This is a genomic window from Nonomuraea sp. NPDC049158 (assembly GCF_040648335.1).
Taxonomy (GTDB): domain Bacteria; phylum Actinomycetota; class Actinomycetes; order Streptosporangiales; family Streptosporangiaceae; genus Nonomuraea.
In genome coordinates, this window is the sequence record NZ_JBEZDM010000040.1 from 76,589 (window position 1) to 95,258 (window position 18,670).

The following is an 18,670-nucleotide window of genomic DNA, read 5'->3' on the forward strand; positions in this document are numbered from 1 at the left end:
GCGCCCTCTCCACCGCCGTGTTCAGCCTCAACGGCTGAGGCTCGGTCCCTCCTGACGGCTCCTGGGAGCGGCTTCGTGCCGCTCCCAGGGACCGTCGTGTTCCATGACCACCGCGCAAAGGATGGGACAGGATGTTCGGGACAGCCGCCCGGCAGATGGGGTACGCCTGGTCGATGCTGGCGGGCCGCCGGTTCCGGGTGAAGGACGTGACCGCGCTGGTCGAAGACCTCCGCGCGACCTTGGAGGAGTTCGGCTCCCCCGGTGAAGGCGCGGGCGAGATGCTGACCGCGCCCGACCCTGAGATGCAGCGCGACCTCGCCTCGCGCCGGCTCCGGCGGACGGTACGGTTGACCGCCCGCGACACCCCCTACTACCGGCGGTGGTTCGAGCAGCACGGTATAGACCCGGGATCCATCACCCTGGAGTCCCTGGCGTCGATCGAGCCGACGACGAAGGCCGCGCTGCGTGACCTGCCGGCCGCGTTCGTCGCCGACGGGGCCCGCCCGGCCGTACTCGCCCAGACCACGGGCACGACCGGTGTGCCGACCATGGTCTGGTTCTCCCGCTACGAGATCGACCTGATGTCGGGCATGTCGGCCTTGGCGCTGATGCTCGCCGGTGGACTCCGCTCCGAGCATGTCTGGGCCAATTGCATCACCTCGCGGTCCATCGCCCAGATCCTCATCGAGCGGGCGGCGACCATGACCGGGGCGGCCTTCGTCCACGTAGGTCTCGTGGACCCCCGCGCCACGCTGGACCGGTTGGCGGTCCCGCTGCACGTCCCGGGCAAGCGGCCACAGATGACCCACCTCAACACGACGGCCTCGTACCTCGCGGCACTGGTCCAGGAGGCCGAGCGGGGCGGCTGGGACGCGAAGGACTTCGGCCTCGAAGAGATCCACTCCGGTGGCGAGGTCCTCACCGACGCGCTGAAGGAGCGGGCGGAGGCCATGTTCGGGGCGCGTGTCCTGGACAGCTACTCGATGACGGAGATCGCCCCTGTGGGCGGCCAGGTCTGCGGGCAGGGACACCTGCATCTCCCCACCGACCAGGGGCACGTCGAGGTCCTCGACCCCGAGACCTTCCAGCCGGCGGCTCCAGGGGCGCACGGGGTGCTGGTGGTGACGCCGTACACCACGTACCGCGACACGACCCTGCTGCTCCGTTATGTCACCGGCGACATCGTCAAAGTGCTGCCCGAGAGCGAGCAGCCGGCCTGCGAACTGGCCGCCGTACCGGCGACCTCGCGGGTCCTCGGCCGGCTGTCACCCTCGTCCGTCACCACGCGCGACGTGCTGGACCTCCTCCAAGCGGAGCGCGAGATCCCGCTCCCGACGCGATACGTGCTGGAGGAGACCCGGTCGGGACCGGTGTTGCACGCCGTGACCGGCAACGCGAGCCGCGCGCTGGTGTCCCGGCTGGAGGAGCGCGCGGCCGACCTGAAGCTTCCCTTGCGGGGCATCGAGCTCGTCGATGATCCGGCCGCGCTTCCCGGCCTCTGCCGGGTCCGCGCGGACCTGCGGGAGCACACGTTCGAGCACTTCACGGCCACCGAGTCCGCCCGTACGGGCAAGTCGGCCCTGCGGGCGGCCGCGGAGGCGGTCGCCGAGATGGGAGTCCGATGAGCGCCCTGATGACCGAGGCGGTCCTGCGCGGTCTGGTCCTCTACCTGCTCATCCTGCTGACCATGGGTGTCGCCGCGCTCTACTTCGCCAGGGCGACGATGCCGCGCCCGCCGGTCGGCAGGTTCGTCTGGACCGACATCTGGATCATGGTCGTGGCGCTCGTCGCCATGCCGTTCGCCTACATGCACATGCCGACCGGAGTCATCGTCACGATCTTCGGTGTGGTCGTCTTCACCGTGTCGCAACTCGTCCTGTCGCCGGTCCTGGGCGGCCGGAACGCCGCGCTGGCGGCCGCCCTGCTGTGCGCGGCGGACGTGGCCGCGTACTTCGCGCAATGGCCGACGGCGGTGCTCGTCGTCAACGACCTCACGATGATCCTCCTCACGGTCGGGGTCGCCAACATGTGGGCGCAGACGGGGATGCGGGCCGCCCACGTGGCGGGGCTGGCCGGTGCGCTGACCGTCTATGACGCCCTCGCCACGGGGGTGAGCTCGCTGACGGCTGATTTCGTGTCCCGGGTCGAAGGGTTGCCGTTCGCCCCGATACTCGCCACGGGCTACGGGCCGGTGTCGAGCCTGGCCGGTCTCGGCGACTGCCTGATGCTGGCCGTGTGGCCGCTGGTGGCGGCCAAGGCGTACGGCAGGACCGCCGGCTGGTGGGCCGCCGTGGTCGAGGGGACGTTGCTGCTGGGCCTGACGCTCGCCGTCCTGCTCACCGACCTGGAGTTCGTACCGCTGCTCCTGCCGCTGGGGCCGCTGATCGTGGGACAGCACCTGTTCTGGCGACGCCGCGAGCGGGCTCGCGCGCTGCGCGCCGGACCTGGGCGAGTCGAGCTCGCCCAGGCGCTGGAGGATCTTCCCGCCGACGCACGGTCCTGGGTCGCGCTGCACGAAGGAGCCGTCGTCGCGACAGGGAGCGCGCCGGGTACGGCCCGGCGGGCGGCGCGGCAGGCAGGCGTCACAGCCGTGCCGGTCGTACGGGGAACAGGCCGCTGAGTCACCCGACCGTGCCGGTCGTACGGGGAACCGGCGGCTGAGTCACCCGGCGGGGGCCTGGCGAGGGGGCGCGCAGGGTGGCGAGGAAGGCGCTCACCTCCGCCGCTTCCCCGGAGTCGACGCTGTGGAAGATGGCCAGCGCCTCGCTCCAGACGGCCACGGCGGCGTCCGGGTCGCCGAGATCGGCATGGACCCTGCCGATCTCGCGCAGGACTCGGGCCCGCCAGAGCGGCATCTCCCGGACTCCCAGCACGTCAAGCGCGTGCGTCAGGTGCCGTAGCGCCTCTCGGGGTTGGCGACGCCGGAAGGCGACCTCCCCGAGCGCGTAAGCCGTGAGCGTCTCACCGTAGGTATCGCCGAAGCGCGCGAAGCTGCGCCCGCAGTGCGTGAGCGTCCGCACCGCCTCGTCGAACCGGCCCACCGCGCCCAGAGCCTCCCCCAGCCGCCGCTCCGTCAAGGTGGTGATGATCGGATAGCCGTGCCGGCGGCTGAGCTCAAGGCTCTCCTCATAGCGCCGGATCGCCTCCGTCACCTCACCCTTGCTGTAGTGGGTGATGCCCAGGGCCCGAAGCAGGATCGCCCGGGGGTACGCGGTGCGCGCTCCGCACGCCAGCTCCAGCCCACGGCGGCAGACCTCGGCGGCCTGGTCGTGGTGGCCGAGCTCAAGGTGGATCGAGGCCAGGTGGATCAACGCGCTGAGCAACCCGTCGTGATCGGCCAGCTCCTCGAACAGGTCGACCGCGCGCGTGGTGCGGTCCAGAGCCTCCTCGAAGTCCGCGAACACATGCCGGCAGATGCCAAGGCCACTGAGCGCGTACGCGGTGGAGTGCCGGTCGCCCATGCGCTCGAACGGCTCGAGCAATGACTGGAACTCCCGCAGCGCCTCGCCGAACATCCCCCGCTCCACCATGAGATCCGCCCGCAGCAGCCGGGTGGTCAAGATCGCGGGGGTGAGCTCCAGCCGGGTCGCGACGGCGATGACGGCGTCGTGCACCCGGGTGGCCTGGTCGAAGAAGCCGTGGATCCGCAGGTAGGCCGTCAGATAGTAGGCCAGCTCACACGCGAGGGCGGGTCGGTCCAGCGCGGCGGCGAGCTCGACCACCGCCACCATGTTCCCGCGCTCCTCCATCAGCCACCCGGAGTCGCACTCCCCCGTCGCCGGGCGGGACTCACCGGCGCTCGGCGTGGGCGCGCAGGGCAGGGGGAGGTCGCCGACGGCCGCCGTCACCCGGTCGAGGCTCTCCCGGATGAGCCGGAGCAGGGCCGCGCGCCGCTGCGTCTCGCTGTCCTCCGCCTCGGCCTGTTCCCGCGCGAACGCCCGTAACAGATCGTGCAGCCGGTATCGCAGCCCACCTGCGGCGCAGGGTTCGGGCCCGTTCACCAGACCGGCGACCACCAGGGCTTCCAGGGCGCGATCCGCCACATCTCGGGACTCCCCGAGCAGCGCCGCCGCCGCCCACTCGGGCACGCTTTCCAGCCCGCACAGGCCGAGCAGCCGGAACGTCCGCCGCGCCACGGCGGTGAGAGCGTCATAACTCACGGCGAAGTTGGCGCGAACGGTCTGCTGACCCAGAGCCAGCTCGTCGAGGCGCCGCCGAGTGTCCTCCAGACGGGCCGCGAAGTCGGCCAGCGGCCAGGCGGGCCGGGCCGACAACCTCGCCCCCGCGATGCGGATCGCCAGCGGCAGGCGTCCGCAGGCGCTCAGAATCGAGGCCGCCGCCTGCGGCTCCGCGCGCACGCGGGCCGGTCCGGCCGTACGTTCGAGCATCTCCACCGCTTCGTCCTCGCCGGGTACGTCCAGAGAGATCGCCTGGGCGCCGGGAAGGGCGAGCTGCGCGCGGGAGGTCACCAGGACCGCGCCCCGCGCCGTACCCGGCAGCAGGGGCGACACCTGCGCCTCATCCGCCGCGTCGTCGAGGATGATGAGGATCTCGCGGTCGGCGAGGCGGGACCGGTACAGGGTGGCGCGCTCTTCGAGCGTGTCGGGGAGCGCGCTTCCGTCCACTCCGAGCGCTCTCAGCAGCTCCCCGAGGATGCGCCAGGGATCGCGCGGAGCGGGCGAGGCCGCGCCGAGGCGTACGTACAGCTGGCCGTCGGGGAAGGCGGGTCGGAGCAGATGCGCGAGGTGGATCGCGAGGGTGCTCTTGCCGAGTCCGGGGGCGCCCGACAGAGTCACGATCATGGGTGCGGAGGCCGCCGGGTCTCTGCCGCGCACAATCGAGGTAATCGTTTTCAACTCTGCGCTCCTGCCCACGAAATCAGCGAGGTCCGCAGGTAGCTGGCAGATGTGGTGCCACGTCGTGGAGTCGGGCACCGCTTTCGTCCCTGAGACTTCTGTCCCTGAGACTTTTGTCCCCAAGATGGGTACAGCCGGTGCCCCATGGTCCTCCAAGAGGCTCGCGTGGAGCCGGCGCAACTCGGCGCCCGGCTCGACGCCCAGCTCCTCCACCAGGAGCGTCCGTACGCGCCGGTAGGCCTCCAGCGCCTCGCCCCGCCGCCCGGCCCGGTGCAGGGCGAGCATGAGCTGGCCCCAGAAACGCTCGCGCAGCGGCTGCGCGTCCGCGATCTTCCGCAGCTCACCGATCAGCTGGTCATGCTGCCCGAGGGCCAGCCGGACGTCGATCCAGTCGGAACGCGCCTGGTACAGCTCCTCCTCCAGCTCGGCGATCCGGGGCGCCACCATGTCACCGAGCACGAGGTCCTCGGCGGGCCGGCCCCGCCAGAGCGCCACCGCCCGCCCGAAGGCCCTCTCGGCGACGGCCAGCTCACCCCGCTGGACGGCCAGCCGCCCTTCGCGCGCCGCGTCACTGAAGATCAGCGCGTCGAGCTGATCGCGCTCGACGGACAGCAGGTAGCCGGACCCTTCGGTCCTGACGATCTGGTCCCCGCCGGGGATCGCCCGGCGTAGCTGCCATACGTGGGTCTGGATGTTGGCCACCGCCGTGGCCGGCGGCTCATCCCACAGAGCGGCCACCAGAGCGTCCCGGGAGATCACCGTGTTGGCGTTGAGCAGCAGCGTGGCCAGTACGGCCCGAGGCTTGCCACGAAGATGGATCGGGGTCTGCGGCGTCCCTTCCGGGTAGACCTGAACGGAGCCCAGAACGGCGAAGTGGTACACCATGAAGTGCCCAATCCCTAGCGACACCTAGGAGAGGTCCCTAACGTAAGAATCGTCCATTGATACCATGTGGATCAAGCACGATCTCGCTGCCCAGACTGGCTCGAAAAGCCGCATTATGCGACAATTACGACATTCAGCCGGTTTTAGCCTTCCCCCAGAAGTAGAACGACGGAGGGGATCGGCATGGAGATCAGGCCGCAGGCGGCTGTCATCCCGAAGGAGACGGACCACCTGGAGCAGGGTAAATACGGCCCTGTCTACCCGCGGACCCCGGCGTGCTACGGGTTCACCGTCATCGCGAAGGTCAAACCCGGCCGCGCCGACGCGATCCGCGAGTACGGCTACACCCTCGCCAAGGCGCTGGAAGCCGACCCCGACCTGCTCGCGCCCCTGAAGCTGCACTACCTGCGCTGGGTGCTCTTCGACGACGACACGCGCTTCATGTACCAGGGCATCTTCGACACCGACTTCGACAAGTACACCGAGGACGCCATCGCCCTGTTCACCCGGGCGGGAGTGAACACGGTCTTCGAGAACCTCGAGGGCTTTCCCGAGGACTGGAAGACCAACCCCGAAGCCTTCGTCAGATTCGTCCGTGAGCACCACTGCCCGAGCTTCATCGAGTACGGCGAGTATCCGTACGTCACCGCCGACGAGATCAAGAAGGCTCTGCGGATCAAGAGCGCGATGTCGGAGATGCTCGACCAGCTGCAGTGACACCCACCAGCCGCAGTGACGCCCACCAGCGCTTCCTGGAGAAGAGCTTCCTGGAGAAGAGATGAGCGAGTCCAGAACCGCGCGCACCTATAACCAGAACCATGTGCCGCGCCCCTACAGCCCCGGTCGGCGCCGGCTGAGCATCTATGTGGCGTGGAGCTATCCCGCCGAGGCCGGCAGGGATGTGACCCAGCTGGACAACCGGTTCTCCACGATGACCGAAGTGCGGCGCGTGACGTGGCCGGCCTACGAGGACCCGAAATGGTCGGATCCGCTGCGGTTCCAGCAGGGCATCGCGGGCGGGCTGGAGCTGTTCTTCTGGGGCTGGCTGCCCTTTCAGCAGTTCGTCGAGGAGACCACTGGATATCCGGTGCCTGTGTACCAACGCGTCGATCAGGCGGGTTTCCACACCCCGCTGGACGAACGGGTGCTGGCGGACACCGACACCCTGTTCGTGTGGGGGCTGGACCACATGATCACCGGGCAGGACGCCACACCCGCGGAGATCGAGGCGGTACGCGAGTTCCTCACCCGCGAGGGCACCTGCCTGGCTCTGGGACCGCATCACGACGTCGGCGCGTCGGACGACATGGCGGTGCGCGACGTGGAGTATCACCATCACGGCGACGCGCTGGTGCCCCGCCAGCAACGCTTCGGAAGGTACACCCGATCGCTCATGGCGGGTCTGGGGGTGCCCGTGGAGAACCGCTACGGGCTGCGTCCCGCGGTGACGGAAGGCCGCAAGAGCGCCCCACTGTCCATCGCCAGGGACCTGGACGCCAAGGGGTGGCTGGAGGGCGTGTCCAGCTTCAACTTCCACATGCACCTGCCGCACTACGCCGTGACCACCGACGACCCGAACGTCATCCACGTACTGGGCAGGCAGCCGATCGACATGTCCAGGCCGCACCCGTTCACCGAGACCGGCAACACCGAGTTCAACATGTTCCTGTGGATGCCGCCCGGCGGTGACCGGGCCGGTGACGTGATCTTCGCCGACACCACGATCTTCAGCTCGCTGTTCGGCGTCGACGAGAGCCTGCGCGCCTTCTGGAACAACATCGTCTCGGCGAAATAGCGCACGGGGAGGCGGGTCCAGGTGACCATCGTCCAGCTGGAGCTCGACGACATCCAGCGCGGGGTGCTCAGCCCTCGCCCGACGCCGTACGCGGCGACGTACATCCTGTTCCGCATCGACGACCGCGACCAGGGGCGGGAGCTGATGCGGCGAGCCGGCGCCGTGGTGACCTCGGCCGCCGACACGGTGAGCCCGCTCGGCGAGACCTGGGTCAGCGTCGCGCTCACCTACCACGGCCTCAAGGCGCTCGGTGTTCCGGCGGAATGGCTGGACACCTTCGCCTGGGAGTTCCGGCAAGGCATGGCGGCACGGGCCCACGCGCTGGGCGACACCGGCGAGAGCGGCCCCGAGCACTGGGAGTCCCCACTCGGCACACCTGACGTCCACGTGGTGCTGGTGGCACTCGCGCCAAACAGCGCGCTGCTGGAGGCCGCCATCGATCGCGCCCGGCCGGCCTACGAGGCCCTGCCCGGCGTGACGGCGATCTGGCGCCAGACCTGCCACGCGCTGCCCACCGAGACCGAGCCCTTCGGCTACCGTGACGGCATCAGCCATCCGGCCGTCGAGGGCAGTGGCATAGCCGGTACGAACCCGTTGGAGACGCCGCTGAAGGCCGGGGAGTTCGTCCTCGGCTACCGCGACGAGCTCGGCGGCATCCAGACGCCGCAGCCCGATGTGCTCGGACGCAACGGCACCTACGTGGTCTTCCGCAAACTCCACCAGCGCGTCGCCCTGTTCCGGCGGTACCTGAAGGACAACGCCACCGACCCCGTGGACGAGGAGTTGCTGGCCGCGAAGATCATGGGACGCTGGCGCAGCGGCGCCCCGCTGGCGCTCAGCCCTTTGCACGACGACCCCGCTCTCGGGGCGGACCGTATGCGCAACAACATGTTCCTGTTCGAGCGGGACGACGCCGCCGGGTTCACGACCCCCGGCGGGTGCCACATCCGCCGGGGCCATCCTCGTGATGCCGCGGTCGCCGGAGTGCCGCGGCTGCACCGCATGATCAGGCGAGGCACGGCGTACGGCCCGCCGCTGCCCGACGGAGTCCTGGAAGACGACGGGGCCGACCGGGGGCTGATGTTCGCCTTCGTGGGCGCGCATCTGGGGCGGCAGTTCGAGTTCGTCCAGTCTCAATGGATGAACGACGGCGTCTTCTTCGGCGCGGGCGACGCCAAGGACCCCATCGTCGGCTCAGGGGACTTCACCATCCCCCGGCGTCCCGTACGGCGACGCCTGATCTCCCTACCCCAATTCGTCGTCACGCGCGGCGGCGAATACTGCTTCATGCCAGGACTGACCGCACTGCGCTGGCTGGGCGACCTGACCGGCTGACGCCGCTGACGCCGCTGACGCCGCTCCGTCATGACCGACCGGGAGCCTTTATGAACACGCTGCATCTGCTGTTCAACGCCATCACGGTCGTCTTCATCGCGGCGACCATGTTCGCCGCCGGTCTCGGCGCGACGCTGCCGGCCCTGCGCGCCGTCTTCGCGAACGTCCTGCTGCTCGTCCTGGCGCTGGTGGCCAACCTGGTCGCCATCCCGCTCCTCGGCTGGGGCGTCGCCGCCCTGTTCGGCCTACCTACGGCGGCGTACATCGCGCTGCTCCTGACCGCCTCCTCCCCTGGCGGCCCGTTCGGCGCGAAACTCGGCATGGTGCAGAACGGGGACGTGGTCGCGGGGGCGGCGATGCAGGTCCTGCTGGCCGCCATCGGCAGCATCACCTTCGGGCCCACCGCGAACCTCCTCCTCCAGGCGGCCGACGTGGGCGGCGGCGTCGCACTCGACGTCCCGGTGCTGATGCTGACCGTCGTGGTCCTCCAGCTCGTGCCGTTCGCCGTCGGCCTGATCGTGCGGCACTACGCTCCGGCCACGGCGCTGGCATGGCAGCCGGCAACCGTCAAGACGTCGAACGTGACGTTCCTCATCGTGCTGGCAGGCATGCTCGTGGGCAACTGGCGTGACGTCGTCGCGCTGATCGGCTCACTCAGCCTGCTCGCGGGCTTCGTCTTCTCCGCCCTCGCCTTCGCCCTCGGCACGGCCCTGGCCACCGGACCACCGGCCCGCCGCACCACGATGGGCGGAGTCGCGGCGGTACGCAACGCGGGCCCGGCGCTCGCCGCCGTCGGCCTCGCCTTCGACAACGCGCCGTCCATCCTGGGAGCGCTGGCCGCCGTACTGCTGAGCGGCCTGGCGGCGGCGGTCCCCATCGCGGCGGTGCTGAGCCGTCGCCGGGCGCGACCTCCACATGAAGATCGCTAGCCGCTACCCTGACCCGAGTTTCTCACTTTCGGAGGTGCCGTGATGCGGGAACCCACGGCGGCGGTGCTGCGATTAAGTGCGGCCCTGTCCGCGTCCGGCCCGGTGATCCTGACGGCCTTCGGGGTCGGCAGGCAGAGCGTGGGCTGGTTCTGTTCCGCGACGGGCTCGGCTCCCCTTCCGCTGGAAGGTCCATACGCGCTGGAGTACGTGCCGGGAGAATTGCTGTTCTGGGGTGTCCTCCTGCTGCCGGTCGTCGTGGTCGGCCTTCTCCTGCGCGGGTCACGCCGGGCCGCGCTCACCGCTGTCGCCGCGGTCGGCACCGTGCTCGCGTTCGGGCTCGTCACCGCGCTTCTGCTGCCGGGCCCCGACCCGTGCACCGGGCAGGAACGCGCGGTCGTACTGCCCTGGCCCTTGATCGTCTGTTATCCGGTGGCCGCTTGGGCGCTGCTCCTGGCGGCCCGGTCGCCTCTGCCCCGGAGACAGCACGGGGTCATCCTGTGGGCGGGCGCCGTCGGCGCGGCGGCGTGGACGGCGATGTTCCACCGCTACATGGCCACATACGACATGCGGGGGCTTGGCATCATCTACCTCGCGATTCCGGAGTCGCCCTGGGACGGCCTCGCGTGGTGGTCCGGCAAGGCCGACAGGATCGGCTTGCCGGTCGTTCTCGTCGCTTTGGCGGCGACCGCGACAGCCACCGTTTCCACCCGATGGGGACGCGTGGCCAGCACCGCAGCCGCGGCGGCTCTTCTCCTCTTCCCACTGCTCGACGTCGCGACGTACAGCGGCGACTTGGAGATACTGTTCACCGATTCGATACGGTGGCCGCTGCTTCTCGCGGCCGCCCTCGTCGCGTCGGCCGCTTGGCGCCCTTCGGTAAGGATCTCCTGGGCCGGGACCATCCACCTGGTGCAAAGCAAGATTGGCGGACGGACGAAGAACCTCGCTGTCGTAGTTGTGATCGCGGCCGCCGGCATCTGGCTGATCGTCTCGTCCTTCACACCGACGCGGTAAAGCGAAGCGTCCGAGGACGCATTCTCTAAACCGACGCGGGGTGCTGGCGAACGGACGCTATTTCTCATAGTGATAGCGACAGGCGGCGATCATGATGGTGTCGTCATTGACGCGGTAGACGAGCCGGTGCTCTGAGGTGATGCGCCGGGACCAGTAACCGGACCATTCATACTTCAGCGGCTCTGGTTTGCCGATGCCTTCATTCTCGTTCCGGACCATGTCAGCGATCAGCTGGTTGATCCTTTTGAGGATGCGTCGATCTTCTCGCTGCCAGTAGCAGTAGTCCTCCCAGGCGAGTTCGTCGAAAAGGATCTTCACGAGGTGGTGTCCTCATCGGCCAGCTCGCGGACGGTGCCGCCTCCGGCCTCCAGACGGGCGACCGCCTCCGACAGCCGCCTGCGGTTGACAGGAGAGGCCATGAGGTAGAGCGTCTCGCGCATCGATTCGTATTCGCGCTGCGACACCATCACGACGCCTTCCCCGCCCGGACGGGTGATGAGGACTTCTTCCTGGTCGTCGATGACGGCGTCGAGGGTGGCGGCGTAGTTGGCCCGCGATTCGGACATGGTCATCACCTTCATGCCATCAGTGTACGTGATGATGTACATCAAGGTACGGCGGTGGATCCGTATATGGCGACATTGCTGTCAGTGAAAATTAAAAGCACGCGAAGGCCGGCTCATACATCACTTCGCTGGACGTGACCCCCGAACACAGCCCGACGGCGGTCCTCCGAAGCGAGGTCTCAGGCGCGGGGACGCGATCCCGGCCCTACTTCTGAAGCTGTTCCAGCACTGCCATGAGCGCGCCCACCCGGCGGCCCCCCCGGTCGCCCAGTCGAAGCATGCCGATCCGCCAGATCGCATCCCGGGCCGCGGCCAGGGCGTCCTCACCGACCGCGGCCTCAAGGACGCTCAACGCCTGGTATCGCACGCGCCAGCGTTCCACGGTCTCAGCGGGAGCATCGGCCGGCGGCCTCTGGGCCAGCAGTTCCTGGCTGAGAAGACGTACTTCGGCGCGGAGCTCGGCGAGAACGGCCGGGCTCGGCGCCCCCGCCAGAGCGGCCACAACACGGTCGGCCACCGGCACGTGCAGGCCACTCAGCTCGCACGCGGTCTCCGCCACCAGCGCGGCGATCTCACGCGCGCGGCCGGGGCCGGGGGCGGCGATGAGGTCGGCCACGCGCGGGTCGCCGGCGAGATAAGCGAGATGGTCGCGCTCGTCCTGGCCGGGCAGAACCGCTCCGGCCGGTTCCGCGTACGTGTCCAGAACGGCGCTCTGGTGCTCCGCGGCCAGCCACTCCGCCTCCAGACGCCCGCCGGCGAGCATCTCGCCCAAGATCAGGGCCGCGCTGCGGAGATCGTCCTGTTCCGCCAGCTCGGGCCAGGCCGACAGCGCGTCGGGCAGGTCTTCGAGGTCTTCCAGCTCTTCGAGGTCGAACAGATCCGCCGTGACGAGGACGCGACCGTGCTCGGCATAGGCGAGTTGCCCGTCCCCGTTGGCGTTCCAGAACACGCTGAGCGCCCGCCCTTGCCGCGCCAACCGGGCCAGAACCTCTGGACGCGTCCCTTGAAAGCCATTGGGCTCGACCAGGACGGTCCAGGACCCCAGGCTTCCGGCCATCGCCGCGCCGGCCCGAGCGGGAAGCACGTCATAGGCCGCCTCTACGGTCTGCGCGAAAGTGCGCCTGCCCGAGCTGTCCTCCTGCCCTCCCGCCGCGACGAGCGCCTCAGTGGCCGGCATGCACTCGATCCACGTGACGCACAACGGCACGTCCAGGTGCTCCTCCAGCAGCTTGCGATAGTGCGTCAGCGCATCGGAGTCCAATGTCGTCTCCCGGCAAAGAGAAAGGGCCCGGCCCACCGGAAAAGCCGCAGGCCGGGGCCAAACCTTATGCGAAGTACGGACGGCTGGAATCGCGGCATTGGAACATACCTGTTAAGACCGCTCTTGATGAGCGCACCATCGTTCATCTTGAGCACCATGGCCGCAGAGATACAGCCTTCTACGGCCACATCCCACGACCTACGTGGCCAAGGGATCACATAGTGAGTTCCACCTGGAGCAAGATGGGCAGCCAGAAGCTCGATGGCCTGCGGCTTGACAGAGCCTGAGGTCTCGCACAGCAACTCGATCATCGTGGCTGTGTCGACGGCACGAACCGTCCGAAGCGCCCTGGGCAGCGCTGTGCCCTGGTCCGAATCTTTCGCCACAGGCCAAGGAAGTAACCACACGAACACCAGCCTGCCATTTAACGGCCCAGCCGCAGAGGCGGCGACGTTGCTGTCATAGACACGAAAACGCCCCGGAGCGATAATCGCTTCGGGGCATCTTGGCTGTGTAATTCTGGTGGTCAGGGGCAGGGTCGAACTGCCGACCTTCCGCTTTTCAGGCGGACGCTCGTACCAACTGAGCTACCTGACCCGAGCGGTCCTGACGGGACTTGAACCCGCGACCTCCACCTTGACAGGGTGGCGAGCACTCCAAACTGCTCTACAGGACCTTGCGCCTTGCTTTGCGACTCGCTTAGCTTACCAGCTCCTGGTTGGCTTTCGACCAACCGTTTCGCGGTGCGCTAGGCGCTTCGCCGTGCCCCCAACGGGATTCGAACCCGTGCCGCCGCCTTGAAAGGGCGGTGTCCTAGGCCGCTAGACGATGGGGGCTCAGGAACTTTCCCTGTCGTCTTCCGTCGGAGACCTCTGAAGCATAGGGGACGATTGCCCTTGATGCCAAAGTGGCGGACCGGCGGCCGGCGACGTCGTGCCAGTGATCGATCCCGTTGGCGACGGGGCGTTCGTTGGCTCTGGAGAAATCATACGTCCCGGGTCACGCTCCACGTGACGCTGGATGTACACCGACTGCTCGCCGAGGCCGCCGAGCGTGATGTCGTCCCAGGCCTGCAGGCGTCTGGTCTCCTTGTCGAAGTACATGACCGAGGCCTGTACGGGGGTCGGCTGGGGGTGTTCGAGGGCGCGCAGGCCGGCGCCGCCCGTGGAGCCCTGGACCAGGAGACGGGTGCCCGAGGGCAGCATGGTCGTCGATCGTTCGTGGGTGTGACCTGCGAGGATGATCGGTGTGGCGCCGGAGAAGCCGCGGCCTACCTCCGGGTCGTGGACGGCGACCACGTCCGGCTTCCCCATTCGCGGCACACGCGAGCGCCCGTACTGGGCCAGCACGGCCGGGTCCGAGTCCACGGCGACGGTCTTGTCGGGGGTGAAGCGGGGGTCGCCGAGGCCGTAGATGTTCAGGCCTGCCACCTTCTGAGTTTTGTCGTCCAGGACGATGGCGTTCTTCTGCTTGGCGACCGCTTTCTGAGTGATCATCGAGTCGTGGTTGCCGCGAACGTAGACGTACGGGACACCGAGGGTGCCGATCTCGTCGACGAACTTGTTCTCGGTCTTCGTGCCATGGTCGGAGATATCGCCCGTGTCGATGATCATGTCGACCTTGAACTGGTCCTTCAGGGAGCGGATGACGTTCCAGGCGATCGGGTTGATGTGGATGTCCGAGACATGGAGGACACGGATGGATCTGGGGTCCGCGTCGTACAACGGCAGCGTCGACACCGTGTCGTACAGCTTGGAGACGTTCGTGACCAGCTTGGTGAGTTGCGACCGGTACGACTCGAACTTCGTCACGATCGACTCCGCGCTGCCCACCAGCGACGGCGCGGCGGCGATCAGCCCCGAGTATCTGGGCTCCACGAGCGAATTGGGGCGGAACGTGAGCGCCGCCAGCGCGCTGGTGCCGGCGAGTGCCACCGAGGTGACCAGCAGGCCCAGCAGCGCCACCCTGGGGCGCCTGAAGACCAGCAGGCTCGCGATCAGCGCCCCCGCCCCCGCGCACAGCAGCGAGCGGATCAGCAGCGCGCGGACCCCGTCGAGCAGGTCGCGCTCGATGATCTCCGGTAGCCGGTCCGCCAGCCGGGGGTCCTCGATGATCGACTTGGCGCGTTCCTGGTCGATGTTCTCGAGCGAGATGCGGAGCCTGAGCGGCGCGTCATGGGTGCGGAACGTGAGCGTGCCCAGCGGGCTGGCGTCCACGATCGTCTCGCCGTTCCAGGCGGGCCGGAGCGACATACCGGTCTCCACCGGACCGACCTGAGCCCTGACGGTGCCGCTGAGGAAGATGCCGAGCCAGGCGCCCACGGCGGCCACGATGAGGACGGCCACGACCCTGGGCACCCGCGACTGGAGGACTGTCTTCAATCTGTCAGCGAACTTCATACAGTTTCTTGCTTACCCAACCTGCGAGGCAGAATGGCAAGGGTGATAGAGGTTTCGCGGGAGAGGTTCGAGGAGCTCGTCGCCGAGGCGTTGGACGTGATTCCCCCAGGTCTGACCCGGGTAATGAGCAATGTCGTCGTCACGGTGGTCGACGACGCGCCCGAACCCAACCTCCTGGGCCTGTACACCGGAATCCCCCTCACAGAGCGCGGCGACTGGTACTCCGCAGTCTTGCCCGACCGCATCGAGATCTACCGCAATCCGATATGTCAGATTTGCGATACCGAGGCCGACGTGATCGACGAAGTGCGCATAACCGTCGTCCACGAGGTCGGGCACCACTTTGGCATCGATGACGCCCGCCTCCATGAACTAGGCTGGTAACCGTTCGCAATGGGTTGGCTGCTTTGGGTTGCGGCCTGTCAAATGATCGGGCACCTTAGGTGACATAGCGAACACTCTGAGTCAGGCACAGCGGAGTCCAATGGGGGCCATGCGGACGCGACGGCTGCTGGGACGGCATCGCCGTGCCCTCCCACGCCAAGTCACATACGGCGAGGTCATCGCCATCAGGGAGTTCCGCGCGCTCTGGTACGGCCAGAGCCTGTCCCTGCTCGGTGACCAGCTCGCCCAGGTGGCGCTGGCCGTGCTCGTCTACGACCGCACGCGATCGCCGCTCGCGACCGCGGCCGTCTACGCGCTGACCTACCTGCCGACGATCCTCGGCGGCCCGCTGCTGGCCGGCCTGGCCGACCGGTTCGCGCGCAGGGGCGTCATGATCACGTGCGACCTGCTCCGCGCGGCGCTGGTGAGCGTGATGGCACTGCCGGGGGTGCCGTTCCCCGTGCTGTGCGGGCTGGTGTTCCTCGTCGTACTGCTCAGCGCGCCCTTCTCGGCCGCGCGCGCGGCGCTGCTGCCCGAGGTGCTCGAAGGTGACCGCTACCTCGTCGGCTCCGCATTGCAGAACATGACGAACCAGGGCATCCAAATGCTGGGCTTCGCGGCCGGCGGCGCGATGATCGCCGCCATAGGTCCCTATCGCGCGCTCGCGGTCGACGCGGCCACGTTCCTGGGCTCCGCGCTGATCCTGGTCGCGCGCGTCCATCGGCGCCCCGCGCCCGCCCACCACAGTGGCCGGTCGTCGATGTGGGCCATGGCCAGGGCGGGATCTCGTCTCGTCTTCGGCGACCGAAAACTCCGCACTCTTGTGCTCTTCGCCTGGCTCTGCGGCTTCTACATCCTGCCGGAAGGCCTGGCCGTCCCCTATGCGGCGAAGCTCAGCACCGGCACCCTGTCGATCCCGGTGGTCACCGGGCTGTTGATGGCGGCGATGCCGATGGGGACCGCGGTGGGGGCGTTCTTCTTCAGTAGGTACGTCACGCCGCCGCGGCGGTTGCGCATGATGGGGTGGATGGCCATCTTGAGCTGTCTGCCGCTGGTCGTGACCGCGTTGCAGCCACCGTTGGCCGTGGTGCTGGGGGCGTGGTTCCTGTCGGGGGTGGGTGGGGCGTACCAGCTTGCGGCCAATGCCGCCTTCGTCCAGTGCGTGCCGGCTGATCAACGCGGCCAGGCGTTCGGCCTGGTGCAGTCGGGGCTGCTGGCCGTACAAGGGATCGGGATCCTGATCGGCGGGTTCGCCGCCGAGAAACTCGGACCGGAGCCGGTGGTCGCGCTGGCCGGCGTCACGGGTGTGACGGCCGCGGCCGTGCTCGCCATACTCTGGTCCGAGTCCCGGGTCGAGACCCCGGCCCCCGCCTGATCACTGCTGCGGCTTCTGCTCGCCGCGGTAGTAGTCGGTGCTGTCCTGCCAGGTGGACTTGGCCTGCTGCTTGTTGAGGAGGTCCTGGACGATCGAGGTGTTGCGGTCCTCGTCCGGCATGAGCAGCCAGCCGACGGCGTACACGCCGACTCCCAGCCCACCGAACAGAGTGACGATCGCCAGGCCGATCCTGATCAGGTTGGCGTCGATGCCGAGGTACTCCCCGATGCCCGAGCAGACACCCGCGATGGCGCGGCCGTTGTTGGTCCGACGAAGCTGCTTGACGTTGTATTCGCTCATGTCTCAAGACTGCCCGGCGACCCGGCGTTCGCACATCAGGATTCCCCCTGGTAGAACCCTGGTAGGCCCTTACATGACGGAAGGACGCTCGATGGACGACCTGCTGCGCCTGGACGACCGGCTCAACGGCGAGCAGCGGCTGATCCGCGACACCGTCAGGTCCTTCGTCGACGACCGCGTCCTGCCGTACGTCGGCGACTGGTTCGAACAAGGCACCTTCCCCGCACGCGAGCTCGCGCCCGCACTCGGCTCGCTCGGCCTGCTCGGCATGCACCTCGAGGGCTACGGCTGCGCCGGAACGGACGCCATCTCGTACGGTGTGGCCTGCCGCGAGCTCGAAGCCGGAGACTCGGGTTTGCGGTCCTTCGTATCGGTTCAGGGCTCGCTGGCCATGTTCCCCATCTGGCGTTATGGGTCCGCCGAGCAGAAAGAGCAATGGCTGCCCCGGATGGCCGCCGGTGAGGCGATCGGCTGTTTCGGCCTGACCGAGCCCGACCACGGCTCCGATCCCGCCAACATGCGCACGTACGCCAAGCGAGACGGCTCCGACTGGATCCTGAACGGCTCCAAGATGTGGATCACCAACGGCTCCATCGCCGACGTCGCCGTCGTGTGGGCGCAGACGGACGAAGGCATCCGCGGCTTCGTCGTACCGACCGATACGCCGGGCTTCTCCGCCCCTGAGATCCACAAGAAGCTGTCCCTTAGGGCCTCGGTCACCTCGTCCCTGTATTTCGACGACGTACGCCTGCCCGCCTCGGCCGTACTCCCCGAAGTCTCCGGCCTGAAAGGCCCCCTCTCGTGCCTCTCAGAGGCCCGCTTCGGCATCATCTGGGGCGTAGTGGGCGCCGCCCGCGCCTGCCTGGAGGCGGCGGTCTCGTACGCGAAGACGCGAGTGCAGTTCGACAAGCCGATCGGCGCCTTCCAGCTGACCCAGGAGAAACTGGCCTGGATGTACGTCGGAACGGCACAGGCCGGCCTGACGGCCCTGCACCTGGGCGAGCTGAAGGACGCGGGGAAGCTGGAGCCCCGGCAGATCAGCTTCGGCAAACTGGCCAATGTACGGGCGGCACTGGACATCGCCCGTCAGGCTAGGACGATCTTGGGCGGGAACGGGATCACGCTGGAGTACCCTGTGATCAGGCACATGAACAACCTGGAGAGCGTACTCACCTACGAAGGCACCCAGGAGATCCACACGCTGGTGCTGGGGGAAGCGCTGACGGGGCTCCCGGCTTACCGGTGAGGGGGCTTAAGGGCGTCGCGTGGGGGGCGGTAATCTCTGTACCCTTGTGCTGTTGCTAGGGGGCGTTAGCTCAATTGGCAGAGCTGCGGACTTTTAATCCGTAGGTTCCGGGTTCGAGCCCCGGGCGCCCTACCACAATGACCTGGACGGACTCCCCGATCTCCATGATCCGGAAGCCCGCCCAGTTGCATTTCCAGTTGCAGTTAGCCCCAGAGAGCCCGACCCATGCGGGTTCTTCGATTTTGAGGGGGATGGTCGTACCCTCATGCCGCTGGGTTGATCGTTTGATGTGTGCAGGCCAACCGTACGCGTCGGCGTTGGTTGG

General features: G+C 68.2%; 16 protein-coding genes and 4 tRNA genes. 11 read left to right on the forward strand and 9 right to left on the reverse strand.

What is annotated here, in order from left to right:
• Positions 1-131: 131 nt before the first annotated feature.
• Positions 132-1,625 (forward strand): AMP-binding protein, encoded by a 1,494-nt coding sequence (locus AB0B61_RS48275; protein ID WP_358447631.1) that lies wholly within the window; start codon positions 132-134, stop codon positions 1,623-1,625.
• The gene (locus tag AB0B61_RS48280) at positions 1,622-2,620 is read left to right on the forward strand and encodes a hypothetical protein (RefSeq protein ID WP_358447633.1); all 999 of its coding nucleotides are present in this window, start codon (positions 1,622-1,624) and stop codon (positions 2,618-2,620) included. The genes AB0B61_RS48275 and AB0B61_RS48280 overlap by 4 nt, the downstream gene beginning before the upstream one ends.
• A 1-nt stretch (position 2,621) precedes the next feature.
• Here AB0B61_RS48280 and AB0B61_RS48285 read toward each other — a convergent pair whose 3' ends face one another.
• Complete coding sequence (locus AB0B61_RS48285; protein WP_358447635.1) at positions 2,622-5,741, reverse strand: BTAD domain-containing putative transcriptional regulator; 3,120 nt, start codon at positions 5,739-5,741, stop codon at positions 2,622-2,624.
• A gap of 183 nt (positions 5,742-5,924) precedes the next feature.
• Here AB0B61_RS48285 and AB0B61_RS48290 point away from each other — a divergent pair, with 183 nt between their 5' ends.
• From AB0B61_RS48290 to AB0B61_RS48310, 5 genes are all read left to right on the forward strand, one after another.
• On the forward strand, positions 5,925-6,458 hold the full coding sequence (locus AB0B61_RS48290; RefSeq protein WP_358447637.1) for a hypothetical protein: 534 nt from the start codon (positions 5,925-5,927) through the stop codon (positions 6,456-6,458).
• Between the two features lie 61 nt (positions 6,459-6,519).
• Complete coding sequence (locus tag AB0B61_RS48295; protein ID WP_358447639.1) at positions 6,520-7,536, forward strand: hypothetical protein; 1,017 nt, start codon at positions 6,520-6,522, stop codon at positions 7,534-7,536.
• Between the two features lie 21 nt (positions 7,537-7,557).
• On the forward strand, positions 7,558-8,871 hold the full coding sequence (locus AB0B61_RS48300; protein WP_358447641.1) for a Dyp-type peroxidase: 1,314 nt from the start codon (positions 7,558-7,560) through the stop codon (positions 8,869-8,871).
• 50 nt (positions 8,872-8,921) lie between these two features.
• Complete coding sequence (locus AB0B61_RS48305) at positions 8,922-9,800, forward strand: bile acid:sodium symporter (RefSeq protein WP_358447642.1); 879 nt, start codon at positions 8,922-8,924, stop codon at positions 9,798-9,800.
• Between the two features lie 42 nt (positions 9,801-9,842).
• Positions 9,843-10,814 carry a hypothetical protein gene (locus AB0B61_RS48310; RefSeq protein WP_358447644.1) on the forward strand — a complete coding sequence of 324 codons (972 nt, stop codon included), beginning with the start codon at positions 9,843-9,845 and terminating at the stop codon, positions 10,812-10,814.
• Positions 10,815-10,871: 57 nt separating this feature from the next.
• Here the strand turns inward: AB0B61_RS48310 and AB0B61_RS48315 are convergent, their stop codons facing one another.
• The 7 genes from AB0B61_RS48315 to AB0B61_RS48345 all read right to left on the reverse strand — a co-directional run bounded on the left by AB0B61_RS48315 (position 10,872) and on the right by AB0B61_RS48345 (position 15,022).
• Positions 10,872-11,132 (reverse strand): Txe/YoeB family addiction module toxin, encoded by a 261-nt coding sequence (locus AB0B61_RS48315; protein ID WP_358447646.1) that lies wholly within the window; start codon positions 11,130-11,132, stop codon positions 10,872-10,874.
• On the reverse strand, positions 11,129-11,395 hold the full coding sequence (locus AB0B61_RS48320; RefSeq protein ID WP_090771165.1) for a type II toxin-antitoxin system prevent-host-death family antitoxin: 267 nt from the start codon (positions 11,393-11,395) through the stop codon (positions 11,129-11,131). Before AB0B61_RS48320 ends, AB0B61_RS48315 begins: the two co-directional genes overlap by 4 nt.
• 190 nt (positions 11,396-11,585) lie before the next feature.
• Entirely contained in the window at positions 11,586-12,641 is a 1,056-nt protein-coding gene (locus tag AB0B61_RS48325) for a DUF6461 domain-containing protein (protein ID WP_358447647.1), read from the reverse strand.
• A 520-nt stretch (positions 12,642-13,161) separates the two neighbouring features.
• Positions 13,162-13,238, reverse strand: a tRNA-Phe gene (locus AB0B61_RS48330).
• A gap of 4 nt (positions 13,239-13,242) precedes the next feature.
• A tRNA-Asp gene (locus AB0B61_RS48335) sits at positions 13,243-13,317 on the reverse strand.
• A gap of 87 nt (positions 13,318-13,404) precedes the next feature.
• Positions 13,405-13,477, reverse strand: a tRNA-Glu gene (locus tag AB0B61_RS48340).
• Positions 13,478-15,022 (reverse strand): metallophosphoesterase, encoded by a 1,545-nt coding sequence (locus tag AB0B61_RS48345; protein WP_358447649.1) that lies wholly within the window; start codon positions 15,020-15,022, stop codon positions 13,478-13,480.
• A gap of 60 nt (positions 15,023-15,082) precedes the next feature.
• On the opposite strand from AB0B61_RS48345, the gene AB0B61_RS48350 reads away from it, so the two are divergent.
• Both AB0B61_RS48350 and AB0B61_RS48355 read left to right on the forward strand, forming a co-directional pair.
• Positions 15,083-15,424: a metallopeptidase family protein gene (locus tag AB0B61_RS48350; RefSeq protein WP_225301693.1), complete on the forward strand. Its 342-nt coding sequence runs from the start codon at positions 15,083-15,085 to the stop codon at positions 15,422-15,424.
• A gap of 109 nt (positions 15,425-15,533) precedes the next feature.
• A complete protein-coding gene (locus AB0B61_RS48355) occupies positions 15,534-16,799 on the forward strand; it encodes an MFS transporter (RefSeq protein ID WP_358447651.1) in 1,266 nt (421 codons plus the stop codon).
• Here the strand turns inward: AB0B61_RS48355 and AB0B61_RS48360 are convergent, their stop codons facing one another.
• Positions 16,800-17,099, reverse strand: coding sequence for a PspC domain-containing protein (locus AB0B61_RS48360; protein WP_358447653.1), 300 nt, complete (start codon positions 17,097-17,099; stop codon positions 16,800-16,802).
• 91 nt (positions 17,100-17,190) lie between these two features.
• Here AB0B61_RS48360 and AB0B61_RS48365 point away from each other — a divergent pair, with 91 nt between their 5' ends.
• Together AB0B61_RS48365 and AB0B61_RS48370 are read left to right on the forward strand one after the other, a co-directional pair.
• A complete protein-coding gene (locus tag AB0B61_RS48365) occupies positions 17,191-18,345 on the forward strand; it encodes an acyl-CoA dehydrogenase family protein (protein WP_358447655.1) in 1,155 nt (384 codons plus the stop codon).
• Between the two features lie 59 nt (positions 18,346-18,404).
• A tRNA-Lys gene (locus AB0B61_RS48370) sits at positions 18,405-18,480 on the forward strand.
• Positions 18,481-18,670 lie beyond the last annotated feature (190 nt).